Annotated in this window: 11 protein-coding genes; 9 read left to right on the top strand and 2 right to left on the bottom strand. The window is 44.3% G+C overall.

Annotated features, from left to right (window positions below):
* Positions 1-62 precede the first annotated feature (62 nt).
* Complete coding sequence (locus IRE19_RS13315; RefSeq protein WP_238943230.1) at positions 63-509, top strand: HEAT repeat domain-containing protein; 447 nt, start codon at positions 63-65, stop codon at positions 507-509.
* Between the two features lie 41 nt (positions 510-550).
* Here IRE19_RS13315 and IRE19_RS13310 read toward each other — a convergent pair whose 3' ends face one another.
* A complete protein-coding gene (locus tag IRE19_RS13310; protein WP_203340786.1) occupies positions 551-1,132 on the bottom strand; it encodes a biotin transporter BioY in 582 nt (193 codons plus the stop codon).
* 136 nt (positions 1,133-1,268) lie between these two features.
* Positions 1,269-2,546 (bottom strand): glucose-6-phosphate isomerase, encoded by a 1,278-nt coding sequence (locus IRE19_RS13305; protein WP_203340785.1) that lies wholly within the window; start codon positions 2,544-2,546, stop codon positions 1,269-1,271.
* Between the two features lie 235 nt (positions 2,547-2,781).
* Here IRE19_RS13305 and IRE19_RS13300 point away from each other — a divergent pair, with 235 nt between their 5' ends.
* The 8 genes from IRE19_RS13300 to aspA all read left to right on the top strand — a co-directional run bounded on the left by IRE19_RS13300 (position 2,782) and on the right by aspA (position 14,088).
* The gene (locus tag IRE19_RS13300; protein WP_203340784.1) at positions 2,782-4,806 is read left to right on the top strand and encodes a penicillin-binding transpeptidase domain-containing protein; all 2,025 of its coding nucleotides are present in this window, start codon (positions 2,782-2,784) and stop codon (positions 4,804-4,806) included.
* A gap of 201 nt (positions 4,807-5,007) precedes the next feature.
* A complete protein-coding gene (locus tag IRE19_RS13295) occupies positions 5,008-5,940 on the top strand; it encodes an aldo/keto reductase (protein WP_238943229.1) in 933 nt (310 codons plus the stop codon).
* A 72-nt stretch (positions 5,941-6,012) separates the two neighbouring features.
* Positions 6,013-7,644 carry an alpha-amylase family glycosyl hydrolase gene (locus IRE19_RS13290; RefSeq protein WP_203340782.1) on the top strand — a complete coding sequence of 544 codons (1,632 nt, stop codon included), beginning with the start codon at positions 6,013-6,015 and terminating at the stop codon, positions 7,642-7,644.
* 269 nt (positions 7,645-7,913) lie between these two features.
* Positions 7,914-9,173, top strand: coding sequence for a S8 family peptidase (locus IRE19_RS13285; protein ID WP_203340781.1), 1,260 nt, complete (start codon positions 7,914-7,916; stop codon positions 9,171-9,173).
* A 96-nt stretch (positions 9,174-9,269) separates the two neighbouring features.
* A complete protein-coding gene (locus IRE19_RS13280) occupies positions 9,270-10,508 on the top strand; it encodes a helix-turn-helix domain-containing protein (RefSeq protein ID WP_203340780.1) in 1,239 nt (412 codons plus the stop codon).
* A 263-nt stretch (positions 10,509-10,771) separates the two neighbouring features.
* Positions 10,772-11,437, top strand: coding sequence for a GNAT family N-acetyltransferase (locus IRE19_RS13275; RefSeq protein WP_203340779.1), 666 nt, complete (start codon positions 10,772-10,774; stop codon positions 11,435-11,437).
* A 220-nt stretch (positions 11,438-11,657) separates the two neighbouring features.
* A complete protein-coding gene (gene eutB, locus IRE19_RS13270; RefSeq protein ID WP_238943228.1) occupies positions 11,658-12,647 on the top strand; it encodes a hydroxyectoine utilization dehydratase EutB in 990 nt (329 codons plus the stop codon).
* Positions 12,648-12,651: 4 nt separating this feature from the next.
* Positions 12,652-14,088, top strand: coding sequence for an aspartate ammonia-lyase (gene aspA, locus IRE19_RS13265; RefSeq protein WP_203340778.1), 1,437 nt, complete (start codon positions 12,652-12,654; stop codon positions 14,086-14,088).
* Positions 14,089-14,122 lie beyond the last annotated feature (34 nt).

The following is a 14,122-nucleotide window of genomic DNA, read 5'->3' as shown; positions in this document are numbered from 1 at the left end:
CGTCAACGGAGAGCATTACACCATTTCCCGCAAAGGGAGATGAACAAAGGAGAATGAAATTTTTGAAACAACCGAACAAAAACACACCGAATTTACCACCGAATTACGACGAATTGAAAAAAGCGGCGAACCGGACAGCCAACTGGAAAGAGCGTTTGGCTGCGGTTGAAGAGCTTGGCAACTGGAAAAGCGATCCAACGATCGACCTTTTGACACATCGTATGAACCATGACCCTGTCTATCAGGTACAAGAAGCAGCTTATGCGAAATTAAAAGGTTTTGGAGAAAATGTCCATATGCCGGAACGGAAGAAATTTGATTTGATCAAAGATACTTCCAAAGTGCTTGTGCGCATCAAAAAAAGCTTGTCTGCAGACCACAGCTATGAAGACTTCAAAGTGAAGCTTCAAAAAATGCGTGTGGATATCTACGACACGTATAAAGGCGATAAAGGCGAGGATTTCGAAGAATGGTTGGAAGACCAGTGGAAATCTGCACCAACTAAATAAACAATAAAAAAACCGGAGGCCTTTGAGGCTTCCGGTTTTTTCTAGCGGTATTTTTGGATGATCGGCCGTAAACGGTAGCCAAATAATCCAGCGAGTACTGCGAGTATCAAATCTTTTGGAAGCGGCACGGCCATCCAGGCCCAAGCCAGCTGGTAGGTGAAACCTTCAGGAGCAGCAAACCAGAGCTTATAGGCTGCGTACATCCAATTGGTGCCGAATAAATAATTGATGGCTGTCCCGGTCAGTGCCGCAATGATGAAGCCTTTTTTGGAAGGCCACTTCTCCACAATCAATCCGACAATATAAGCAACGAAAATATAAGAAAGAATAAAGCCGAATGTCGGGCTGATCAAGGTATCCATGCCACCTGAGAATTTTGCGAAGACGGGTACGCCGGCAAGGCCGATAAATGCGTATACAATCATGGAGATGGCCCCAATCCGGCTGCCGAGCAAAATACCTGCCAAAATGGCAAAGAAAGTCTGGAGGGTAATCGGAACGCCGCCGATAATTAAAAAAGAAGCGATATTTGCGCCAATAGCCATCAAGGCTGCGAACATGGCGATATGTACCAATTGCAAAGTGCGGGAATGATTGGCCGATCGGGCTGTTGTGGTCGTCATCAATATGCCTCCTGCTATTTATTATAAATTGAGTATAATCAGATAAAATATTTAAGTCAACCTATTTTTTGTTTTAGTTAACACAAATCAAACACCAAAAAAGCTGACCCCTTGAGGTCAGCTTTTATTTATTACATTAAAATCCAGGTTTGTTCAATAGTTTGAAGATGTTGTTCTTGTAATCTTCTACTCCTGGCTGATCGAACGGGTTGATATCGAGCAGATAGGCACTGTAGGCACATGCCAGCATATAGAAATACAGCAAGTGGCCTAGGTGGTATTCGTTAATTTTAGGAATCGTTAGGCTGAGTTGAGGGACGCCGCCATCCAAATGTGCGCTTGATGTGCCTTTGTAGGCCACATGATTGAATTCCTGCAAGGAAAGTCCAGCCATATAATTCAATTCGTCGTCATCGTTTTCTGCTTCAAAAATTGTGAGGTCTTCATTTGCTTCCTGGACCAGCAGGAAAGTTTCAAACAAATTGCGTTTGCCATCCTGGATGTACTGTCCCATAGAATGAAGATCTGTTGTAAAGGAGACGGAGGCAGGGAAAATCCCTTTGCCTTCTTTGCCTTCACTTTCGCCGAACAATTGCTTCCACCATTCCTGGACGAAAGAAAGTTTTGGTTCGAAAGTTGCCATCACTTCAGTGGTATAGCCTTCCACATAAAGCTGGTGGCGGACGGCTGCGTATTGCAGTGCAGGATTTTCATCCGCATCAGTGTTATTGTACAGTTCTTCAGCATTGGCAGCTCCTGCGATTAACTCGCGGATGGAATAGCCCGCCGCTGCAATCGGCACTAATCCGACAGCAGTGAAAACAGAATAGCGGCCGCCTACATCTGCAGGCACCACAAAGCGTTCATAGCCATTTTCTTCAGCAAGTGTCAGCAATGCGCCTTTTTCAGCATCAGTTGTGACGATGATCCGTTCAGCTGCTTCCTGGCCGTAACGTTTTTCCATATAATCCTTCAGGAAACGGAACGCAATAGCGGGCTCTGTCGTTTTTCCTGATTTGGAAATGACATTCACCATGACGCGTTTGCCATCAAGATGTGCAAGCAATTGTTTTAAGTATTCACCGCTGACCTGATGTCCTGCAAATAAAACTTCCAGCCCCGATTCCTTACTGAAATAAGGATCCAATGCTGATAATACAGCTTTAGCACCGAGATACGAACCGCCGATGCCGATAACGACCAATACATCCGCGTTGTCACGAATTTGGGCAGCTGTTTTCTCGACCTTTGCCAAGAATTCCTCATCGAGTGTACTTGGCCAATCCAGCCAGCCAAGGAAATCTGAACCTTTTCCTTCTTTCTTATAAAGGTTTTCATGAATCTGTTTTAATTGCGCTCTTTTTTCAATTGTCAGTACAGAGCCGATAGACTCTGAAAATGTAACTTTAACCATATTCACCCTCCTGTCTTTTGTTAATCAGTTTACCATATTAAAACCAGAAATAGCGGAAGTTTTATGCTATGAAAAGCGCGTTCAAAGATCTCTTTAAGAAAAATCGACTGCCCAGTACTCAGATGGATGGGCAAATAATCTGCTTTTTCTTCTTCCTCTTTTGAATTAAAGCTTTTATTCTTTCACCTTGATGTTGTTTATTGGTAAAATAAAGAAAACAATTGGGGGTTATTGTATGGCAAAGAAATTTTCAATTATCCTGGCGTTAGCTGTCCTGATTTTTTTGGCTGGTTGCCAGCAACAGGCGACACCTGAAGACAGGCTGAAGGAATACATAGAGCATTGGAACAATGGAGAGTTTTCGGAGATGTACACTGCTTATTTAAATAGCGGTACGAAAGAAGCCTATGCTTCAGAAGATTTTGTCGAACGGCAGCAAAAGCTTTATGAAGATCTGGCAATTGAGAATGTTGAAGTGACTTATACAAAACCGGATGAGGATGCAAAATGGGATACGGAAAAACCAGCAGACTTTCCTGTGCAAGTGAAGATGGATACACTGGCAGGGCCAGTTGAATTTGAGAAGTCGATGACGTTGTTATTTGAAACGAAAGAAGAAACTGAAGATTGGTTTGTTGAATGGGATCCGTCCTTTATCTTTGAGCAGTTGGAAAAAGGAGACGAGGTTCAAGTATCTACAACAAAATCGGTGCGCGGAGAAATACTGGACCGCAACAAGCAGCCGATTGCCATCAACGGAACCGGCTTTAATATCGGGGTGGTTCCTGAGAACTTTACGGAAGCCTCTGCCAAAGAAGACCTGGCAAATGTACTAGGGGTTTCGGTGGCTTCTATCGATGAGAAACTGGGGCAAAGCTGGGTTCAGGACAATCAGTTTGTTCCGATTTCGAAAGCAGCTAAAAACGATACGGAGTTATTGGAAAAAGCCACAGCGATTCCAGGCGCCACTTATCAGGAAACCGCGATGCGTGAATACCCATACGGGGAAGCTCTTGGCCATTTAAGTGGCTACATTGGACCTATCACTGCTGAGAAGTTAGAGGAATTGAAAGAGCAAGGGTATACAGATACTGACTCGATCGGCAGAAGAGGCCTCGAGCAAATCTTGGAAGAGCGTCTTCATGGGGCCAACGGCGTAAAAATCGTCATTGCCAAGCAAGGGGAGAACGGGGAAGAGGTGACGGTCGCTGAAACGCCGGCTGAAAACGGGGAAACAATCATCTTGACGATTGATGCCGAACTCCAGAAATCGACCTATGAGTCGATGAAAGGGGAAGCAGGCACCAGTGCAGCGGTCAATCCGGAAACGGGAGAAACGCTTGTATTGGTCAGCTCACCGGCTTATGATCCGAACGAATACATGTTGGGCATCAGTGAAAGCCGCTTCAAGGAATTGAGCGAAGATCCCTTGAATCCGCTTTTCAACCGTTTTGGAGCAGCATATGCCCCAGGTTCGACCATCAAACCCGTGACAGCCGCTATCGGCATGGAAGCGGGGGCGCTTGATCCGGCGCAAGGTCTGCAGATTGACGGAGCAACCTGGCAAAAAGATGGTTCTTGGGGAGATTACCGGGTATCCCGACTGCATCCGGAAGCACCGAATCCCATCGATTTGAATAAAGCATTGGTGTATTCGGACAATATCTATTTTGCCCGCCAAGCGCTCGAAATGGGCAATGAAACATTTGTAGCAGGTTTGAAGAACTTCGGGTTTGGTGAGGAAATTCCCTTTGCCCTGGAATTGCAGCCTTCACAGATTTCCAATGAAGGCACTTTAGGATCTGAAGGCCAACTGGCCGATACTTCTTTCGGCCAAGGACAGATGCTGACGAATATTCTTCATCTGGCTACGATGTATCAGCCCTTCCTGACAGACGGCATCATGTATAAGCCGCTGCTGTATATGGAAGAGGAGAAAGGGCAGGTATGGAAAGAGGGAGTGCTGAGTGCAGAAAATGCTGCGATACTGCGCAAAGGGATGCGTAATGTTGTAGTGGACGGCTACGCCCAGTCAGCCAATAGTTCTTCTGTTAAAATTGCCGGTAAAACCGGTACTGCTGAATTGAAAGGTGCAATCGGAGAAGAAGGTCAGGAAAACGGCTTTTTCGTTGCGTATGATTCCGATCAGCCGGACTTTATTCTCGCAATGATGATTGAATCTATTGAAGACAATGGCGGAAGTGATTATGTCGCCGGATTTGCAGCGAAAGTCTTTGAAGAGTATAAGCAGAATCAATAACCGCAGCAGCTACCCTTTCTTCAGGTAGCTGTTTTTATTTTACGAAGCAAAGTATTTGGAATTATCCGATAAATAAAAGGGTTAATTGCAGGAATTCCCATATGAATATTGAATAGAAAAGGTAAAGGAATTGCTGCGGAATTACGGACCATAAGCGTTAGGGGGGATTGGGTGGAATACAGACACTTAGGAAAAATAGGAATGAAGATTTCAGCGATAAGTTTGGGAACCATGGCTTTTGGGCGTTGGATAGATGAACGGGCTTCATTTGAAATAATGGATGTAGCGATGGATCGAGGAATCAATGTGATCGATACCGCCAATTTTTATGGCAAGGGACAGGATGAACCGTTTAAATATGGGACAGGAGAATGTGAAGAAATTGTCGGCAAGTACTTGAAAGGAAAGCGAAATCAGACAATCCTAGCCACAAAAGTCGGATTGCCGATGGGCCAAAGCCCGAACCAACAAGGGCTTTCAAAGCTTCATATCATGCAGCAGGCAGAAGAGTCGTTGAGGCGTCTTCAGACCGAGTGGATTGATTTGTACCAAGTGCACCGCTTTGATGAAACGACTCCATTGGAAGAAACTTTGTCTGCGCTGACGGATTTGGTGAGGCAGGGGAAGGTCCGCTATATCGGCTGTTCGAATTTTGCTGCCTGGCAAATGGCGAAAGCAAAAGGAATCAGTGATTTTCATGGTCTCGAGCATTTCATCTCAAGCCAATCCGAATATAATCTATTATCGCGTGAATTGGAAAGAGAAGTAGTCCCTTATTGCGCTGCTGAAAAAACGGGGCTGTTTGTCTACAGCCCTATGGCGCGAGGCGTGCTGTCCGGAAAATATAAAGCAAAAGGCGATATGCCCGAAGGCAGCCGTGCAGCAAAAGGAGAAGGCCTCATTCAGCGTTATTTTACGGAAGCTAATTTTGAACGGGTCGCTGCCTATAAAGAATTGGCAGCTGAGCAGGATTGCCAATTATCTCAGTTTGCATTGGCATGGACGTTGAACCAGCCGGCAGTTACTTCTGCAATCGTGGGTGCGAGCAAGCCGCATCATGTCTCAGAGGCGGCGGACATCAGTGGTTGGAAATGGCCGGAAAATTTGAAAGCACAAGTGGCAACTATTAATTGATAGAATTTGAAGCTGCTCAAGGAAAATGAAACGATAGTAGCGATTTCCAATGGTAGGAAGAGGGAGAGGAATGTGAAAAAAACCTGGTGGAAAGAAGCCGTAGTCTATCAAATTTATCCACGGAGCTTTAATGATTCAAATGGTGATGGAATCGGGGATTTAAATGGCGTGACTGAAAAACTGGATTATTTGGATGAGCTGGGCATTAATATTATTTGGATATGTCCGATGTATAAATCTCCCAACGTGGATAATGGCTATGATATCAGCGATTATCAGGCCATCATGGAAGAAATGGGAACAATGGAGGATTTTGAACGCCTGCTCGAGGAAGTCCATAAAAGAGGAATGCGGCTTATCATTGATCTGGTCATTAATCATACAAGTGACCAGCACCCGTGGTTTGTGGAATCGCGCTCTTCTAAAGACAGCACAAAACGCGATTGGTATGTCTGGCGGGATCAGCAAACCAATTGGGAATGTATTTTCGGGGGACCAGCATGGACTTTTGACCCGAAATCCAATCAATACTATCTCCATATCTTCACCAAAAACCAAGTGGATTTGAATTGGGAAAATGAAGATATGCGCAAAGCCGTCTATGAAATGATCCGCTGGTGGCTGGATAAAGGAGTTGATGGTTTCCGTGTAGATGCTATCAACCATATAAAGAAAGAATACAGCGATATGCCAAATCCTAAAAACCTTCCGTATGTTCCAGCTTGGGAAAAATTCACGGAAGTGGAAGGTCTGCAGGAAATGCTGGCAGAATTGAAAGAGAAAGCTTTTTCGGGTTATGATATTGTCACAGTTGGCGAAGCAAACAGCGTTAAATCACATGACATGGAACAATGGATCAGTGAGCATGAGGGAAAATTCAATATGATTTTCCATCGAGAAGCCTTGGAAGCAGCCAGTGATGAAGTTAATGGCGGATTGGACGTAGAAGATTTAAGAGAAGTTCTGGACCGCTGGCAAAAAGCAGCCCACGGTGTCGCGTGGAACTCCCTGTACCTTGAAAACCATGACCGCCCAAGAACGGTTTCCATTTGGGGGAATGATCGGGATTATTGGTTTGAAAGCGCAACGGCATTGGGATGCATGTACTTTTTCATGCAGGGCACGCCATTCATCTATCAAGGGCAGGAAATCGGGATGACCAATGCGCCGTTTGATGATATTGATATGTACAATGACATTGAAACCAAAAATATGTACCGGTACAACCGCAAAGAAGGCGTTCCCCATGAAGATTTGATGAAAATCATCAAAACAATCAGCCGGGACCATGCCCGTACGCCGATGCAATGGAACAGCAGGAAATACGGTGGCTTCTCAACTGCCGAACCATGGCTGGCAGTAAACCCAAATTATAAATGGCTGAATGTAGAAGCTCAGAAAGACGACCCGAAATCCATTTGGTCTTATTATAAAAAGATGATTCACCTGCGGCAAAACTGGGATGTGCTGGTCTACGGAACGACCAATTTGACGGATTCCGGTTGCCCCGATGTCTATGCTTATGTACGGGAAGACCGCTATACCAAAATGCTGATTGCTTCCAATTTAAGCGAACGCCCTTGCACATGGAATACGCCGTATGATGCTGAACTTCTTCTGACCAATTACGAAAAACGGGTTAAAGGGGTGCTTCAACCTTATGAAGCATGCATCTATTTTATGAAAAAAGAAATTTATGGATAGCATAGCAGGTAAATTAAGCCTCCTCATTGTTTTACTTAACAATGAGGAGGTTTTTGATGTGGAAAATAAATAGGTACAAATGTATGAGTATATAAGCTCATAATCGTTTTATGGCCGAAATTTTCTTGAGAATTTCCCAATTACGGAAAAACGGATGTTCTGCTAACGTAAGTGTATGGCAGGTTCACCAACCGGGATTACGTTAAGGTGCGGGACGCCGCTCCTGGATCCTAACAGCCATATACCATATTGGAAAAGGGGATTGAACGATGAAGAAATCAGCAAAATTCATTACGACGGCAATGTTGGCAGCTACTTTGCTAATACCGGCAATGGGTGTCAGCGCTAACGGGGACTCTACTGAAAAAGCGAATGGCAATGAGAAATTCCGTGTACTCGTCGATTCGGCAAATCAACAGGACCTGAAAAATGCGAAAAACCAATACGGGGTCCAATGGGATTTTAAAGGTGAAGGATTCACCACCAATATGAACACAAAGCAATATGAGGCTCTCCAGAAAAACAAAAATATAAAAGTAGAAAAAGTTCCTGAATACAGCATTGAAGCAACATCTTCTGAACCGCTTGCTAAGTATTCAACAATGGCTGCTTCTCAAGCAACGCCATGGGGCATTAAAGCAATCTATAATAACTCCAGCCTGGCCAAGACATCAGGTGGTGCAGGCATCAATATCGCCGTTCTGGATACTGGGGTTAATGTGAATCATCCTGATCTATCGGGCAATATTGAACAATGTAAAGACTTTACTCTCGGCGCAAGCATCACAAACGGCACGTGTACAGATCGCCAAGGGCATGGCACGCACGTAGCCGGTTCAGCTCTTGCGAATGGTAATGGAGGATTATATGGAGTGGCTCCTCAATCCGATCTTTGGGCTTATAAGGTATTAGGCGACGATGGGTCAGGTTCTTCCGATGATATCGCTGCAGCGATTCGCCACGTTGCAGACCAGGCCACTGCTTTAAAAACAAAAGTAGTCATCAATATGTCTTTAGGATCTTCTGCGGAAAGCAGCTTGATTACAAACGCAGTCAACTATGCATATAACAAAGGGGTATTGATCATTGCAGCAGCCGGTAACTCAGGTCCTGCACAAGGGTCAATCGGCTTCCCGGGCGCATTGCCGAATGCCGTAGCAGTTGCGGCACTTGAGAACGTTATCCAGAACGGCACATACCGTGTAGCGGATTTCTCTTCACGCGGCTATAGCTCTACAGATGGCGATTACTCCATCGGCAAATACGATGTTGAAGTCTCAGCTCCTGGAGCAGCGGTATACTCTGCTTGGTATACAGGCGGCTATGCAACAATCAGCGGAACTTCAATGGCTTCGCCGCATGCAGCAGGCCTTGCAGCAAAAATTTGGGCAACAACTCCAAATTCTTCAAACGTCCAAATTCGTACAAACCTGCAAAATCGTGCAAAAGCATATGACATCCTTTCTGGATCAGGTGCTGGCGTTGGCGATGATTATGCATCAGGCTTTGGTTTCTCACGTGTACAATAAGCAGTTACAACTTTAAATGCCAAACAATCCCTTCAAAAATGTAGGGATTGTTTTTTTATGGTATATTTCTTTTAATCTGTAAAAAAGGGTGAAATTATGAACGTCGGCTCGATTATCAAATATTACCGCTCGAAAAACAATTTAACGCAATCTCAATTGGCAGATGGCATCTGTTCGATTTCTCATTTGAGCAAAATCGAATCCAATGCTTATTTGCCGCACGAATCCACTATCAAGGCATTGTTGTTGAAAATGGGCGTCCAATTGAACAAAGAACTGGAAAAGCATAAGCGGCTGGAAAAACTGCTCGGGAGATTTGTTGACTGCTCTCTTCATTACGATCTTGAAACCATGCGCAATTTGTACCAGCAGCTTGAAGTGGAAAATGATTATATACAATCCACCGGGTTGGTGAACCAGTACGAATTGTATAAATTCCGTTTTTATATTTATGACAATGACAGAGTCAAGGCAGAGCGGCAAAAAAAGCTGCTGGAGCGCATGAAAGCCTCTTTCTTGGCAGCAGAGCTTTGGGTACATCAGTTTTTTCAATCGCTGTACTTCTCGATGTTGGGAGACAACAGCCGTTCGCTCGAATTCCTAAACAACCTGGATTCGGGGATCCAAAGCATTCCTCAAAAGTTTGAAGGAGAATTTTATTATCAGAAGGCACGCATGCTGGTGCTGGCTGACCGCTATGAGTTGTCTGCGCATTACGCAGAACTGGCGGTACGATCTTTCCAGCTTCACCATAATTACATCCGGCTCCTGCATGCGCAAATGCTATTGGCCATCAATTATACGCGAAGAAACCTGCTGGTCCAGGCAGAAAGCATTTACGAAGTGCTGATTCGCAACACGCACTTGACGAAACAAATGGAATTGCATAACCAAACACTCTACAACTACACCGAGTTGCTGAAAATCAAAGGCGAGCATGGGGAAGCCTTAGAAATACTGCATGCATTAAAAGACAAAATAACTCCCGACAGTTATTTCTACAAAGCTGTACTATTAAGTTTATTGGAAGCAATGGTTGAAACAGGCCAAAATGCCACGCTGCTGATTGAGGAACTGAAAGCAATCAGCAATCCATTAAAGGATAAATACTTTCATATTTATGCCAATTACTTCGATAAAAGAAATTTTTCCCAACCAGATCTTTTGACCTATTCTGAAGAAAAAATGTTTCCATTTTTCAGAAAACATGGTTATATAAAGGAAACGAAAACTATTGCAGCTGAATTAGCAGCTTATTACCAAAAACAAGAAGATTGGGAAAAAGCTTATTTTTACCAATCTTGTCGGGAAGAGAATGGCGGTGAATTGAAATGATGAAAACAAAACTGTTTCTGCTGTCAGTTGTATGCACCGGCCTACTTGGTGTCATGGTCATAGGCGGTCCGAATATCCTGCCGCCAATTTAATCAGTTCAATAAAAGGCTGCTCCACGTTGAGCACTTTTCTGGCTACAGGCAAACTCAATCTATCTGAGTTTGCCTGTAGCCGTTTTATATGAAAGTTCCAACGGTCAGAACGCTTTGTGGTTTCAGTAACCAGCGGTGTCGTATGATAAAGATAAGAAAGGGGAGAGGCATGTGTATAACAAGAAGCAATATGTCTTTGACAATGAAAAGCCGGTGAAGGCAGAGATCCGTAATTACGGAAAGTCTGATTTTCCGGAACTGATTGCCATTCAAAAGGAAAGTTTTCCGCCCCCATTCTCTTCGGACCTCTGGTGGAATGAACAGCAATTGGCGAACCATGTAGCTTTGTATCCGCAAGGAGCCTTGTGCATTGAAGTGGAAGGAGAAATGGCGGGTTCGATGACAGCATTGCTGACGGACTTTGATCCTGCTCATCCGGAGCATACATGGCAGGAAGCGACAGACAATGGCTCCATCCGAAACCACAAGCCTGGTGGCACAACATTGTATATCGTTGATATCTGTGTCCGGCCGAAATACCGGTCATTGAAGTTGGGGCAGCTTCTGATGCAGGCGATGTATGAACAAGTGGTGCACAATGGACTGGAGCGCTTGCTCGGCGGTGGCAGAATGCCGGGATACCATAATTTTTCAGACAAGCTCACGGCAGAACAGTATGCGGAGCAGGTCATCGCCGGAAAACTGAAAGACCCCGTGATTTCTTTTCTGCTGCGTTGTGGGAGAACACCGGTAACCGTGGCAGCCAATTATGTGGAAGATGAAGAGTCTGAGAATTATGCATTGCTGATGGAATGGAAAAATCCGTTTCATCAATAATGCCAGGAGAAGACAGTAGCTGAAGAACTTGGAAAATTAAAACTTAATATGGAAATAAGAAAACAAGCCGCAGGAATTTTCGTGGCTTGTTTTCTTCATCTTATCAATTAAGTTGTATGAAAAATTAATTGATAAACTAGCCATTATGAGCAATAGATATATTCAATAAGGAAGACTAAGATTTAGTTAGTGGATAGATGCACAGAAAGGAGTTTTTTGCTTGAGCAGAAAAATGGGAATAAAAGAAGTATGGGAAGCACGAAAGCGAATCGCTTCTCTTGTAAAGAAAACACCTTTAATCGAGTCTTCGGTCTTATCGGAAAGATTGGGTCGGCCGGTTTATTTGAAACTGGAGAATACTCATGATATTGGTGCTTTTAAAATAAGAGGAGCGGCCAATAAAATCTTAAGCTTAAGTGAAGAAGAAAAAAGGCGGGGAGTCACGACATATTCGACCGGAAACCACGGCATGGCGGTCGCATATGTAGCACAAAAACTGGGGATTGAGGCAGTGGTCTGCATTTCAAATCGTGTCCCAAAAGCGAAAGTGGATTCATTGAAAAGACTGGGCGCTCGAATAGAAGTGGTGGGAAAAAGCCAGGATGCTGCCAGTGTGCGCTGTTTTGAACTGGAAAAGGAACGAGGCTACACAGTGATCGAACCATTTGACGATCTTTACGTTATTGCCGGACAAGGAACCATCGGCTTGGAACTTTTAGAGGATGTACCAAATTTGGCAGATGTGCTGGTTCCATTATCAGGAGGAGGCCTGCTTTCGGGTATCGGCTTGGCTATAAAAACGAACAATCCAGAAACCCGTATAACCGGAGTTTCAATGGAACGATCCGCTGTCATGCATGAAAGCTTAAAAGCAGGTAAACCGCTGGAAATGGAAGAAAGTGAAACGCTCGCGGACAGTCTGCTTGGCGGAATCGGTCTCGATAACCACTATACTTTTGATATGGTTGGAGAATTCATGGATCAAATAGTGTTGATTCCTGAAGACGAAATTGGCTATGCCATGGCTTATATGATGGACAAGCAGCGTATTATCATGGAAGGTGCAGCGGCTACAGGTATTGCTGCCGTATTGGGCAATCAAATCCCTCACCAAAATGGAGCTCTTGTAGTGATCATCACCGGGCAAAACGTGGATATTGCAATTTTACTCGAATTAATTCAAAAATATACTTTCGAAAAGGAAGAGTGACCTTATGACAAGTAGAGCTGAGGATGCAGCAACAAGAATAGAAAGCGATTTTTTGGGTTCGAAAAAAGTGCCGCGAGAGGCATACTATGGCATTCAGACTATGCGTGCTGTTGAGAACTTTCCAATCACTGGTTATCGTGTTCATGAAGAGTTGATTGTAGCGTTGGCTATTGTAAAAAAAGCGGCTGCTTTGGCAAATATGGATATAAAACGTTTGCCCGAAAACTTGGGCAATTCCGTCGTCCAGGCATCAGATGAAATTATCAAAGGTAATTGGCATGACCATTTTATCGTGGATCCCATACAAGGTGGAGCCGGAACATCAATGAATATGAATATGAACGAAATAGTGGCTAATCGTGCTTTGGAATTGATGGGGAAAGAGAAAGGAACGTATTCGGAACTCAGTCCCAATAGCCATGTCAATATGTCCCAATCCACAAACGATGTTTTCCCGACGGCCATCCATATCGCGACATTGAATTCAGTAGACAAGCTATTGCAGACAATGGCAGGAATGCATTCCGCCTTTAAAGAAAAAGCGAAGCAATTCGACCATGTCATAAAAATGGGAAGAACACATCTCCAAGATGCCGTCCCAATCCGACTTGGGCAGGAATTCGAAGCCTATAGCCGTGTGCTCGGCCGGGATATTAAACGGATTCAGCAATCGAGACAGCATTTATACGAAGTCAATATGGGTGCCACCGCTGTCGGCACAGGGCTGAATGCCGATCCCCGCTACATCAGGAAAGTCATAAAACATTTGGCGGATATCAGCAGACTGCCGCTGACACCAGCAGAACATCTGGTGGACGCGACACAAAATACCGATGCCTATACTGAAGTATCTGGCGTGCTGAAAGTCTGTATGATGAATATGTCGAAAATCGCAAACGATCTCAGATTGATGGCTTCTGGACCAAGAGCAGGCTTAAGTGAAATCTTTTTGCCGGTCAGACAGCCCGGATCTTCCATTATGCCTGGAAAAGTCAATCCAGTATTGCCGGAGATGATTAACCAAGTCGCTTTTCAAGTAATCGGCAACGACCACACGATTTGTTTGGCTTCTGAAGCCGGCCAGCTGGAATTGAATGTCATGGAACCGGTAATGGTTTTTAACTTACTGCAGTCCATCAGCATCATGAATAATGCATTTTATGCTTTCACACATTATTGCTTAAAAGATATTGAGGCAAATGAAGACCGTTTAAAGCAATACGTTGAAAAAAGTGTAGGTACCATTACAGCAGTAAATCCTCATATCGGTTATGAAGCAGCGACCGGGATTGCCAGAGAAGCTATTTTGACGGGGAAATCTGTCCGTGAATTGTGTTTAATCTACAAAGTGTTGACGGAAGAAGATCTTGATCTTATTCTGAGTCCCTATGAAATGACAGAACCAGGCGTTTCCGGTATGGCTCTTTTCGACAGAAAATGAAATTTGATAATACAGATTAATGTTTCCCCGCATT

It is taken from the genome of Planococcus beijingensis (assembly GCF_016820615.1).
Classification (GTDB): Bacteria; Bacillota; Bacilli; order Bacillales_A; family Planococcaceae; genus Planococcus; species Planococcus notacanthi.
Note: the sequence above shows the minus strand (reverse complement) of the source record. Positions and strands in the feature narration are given on the sequence as shown.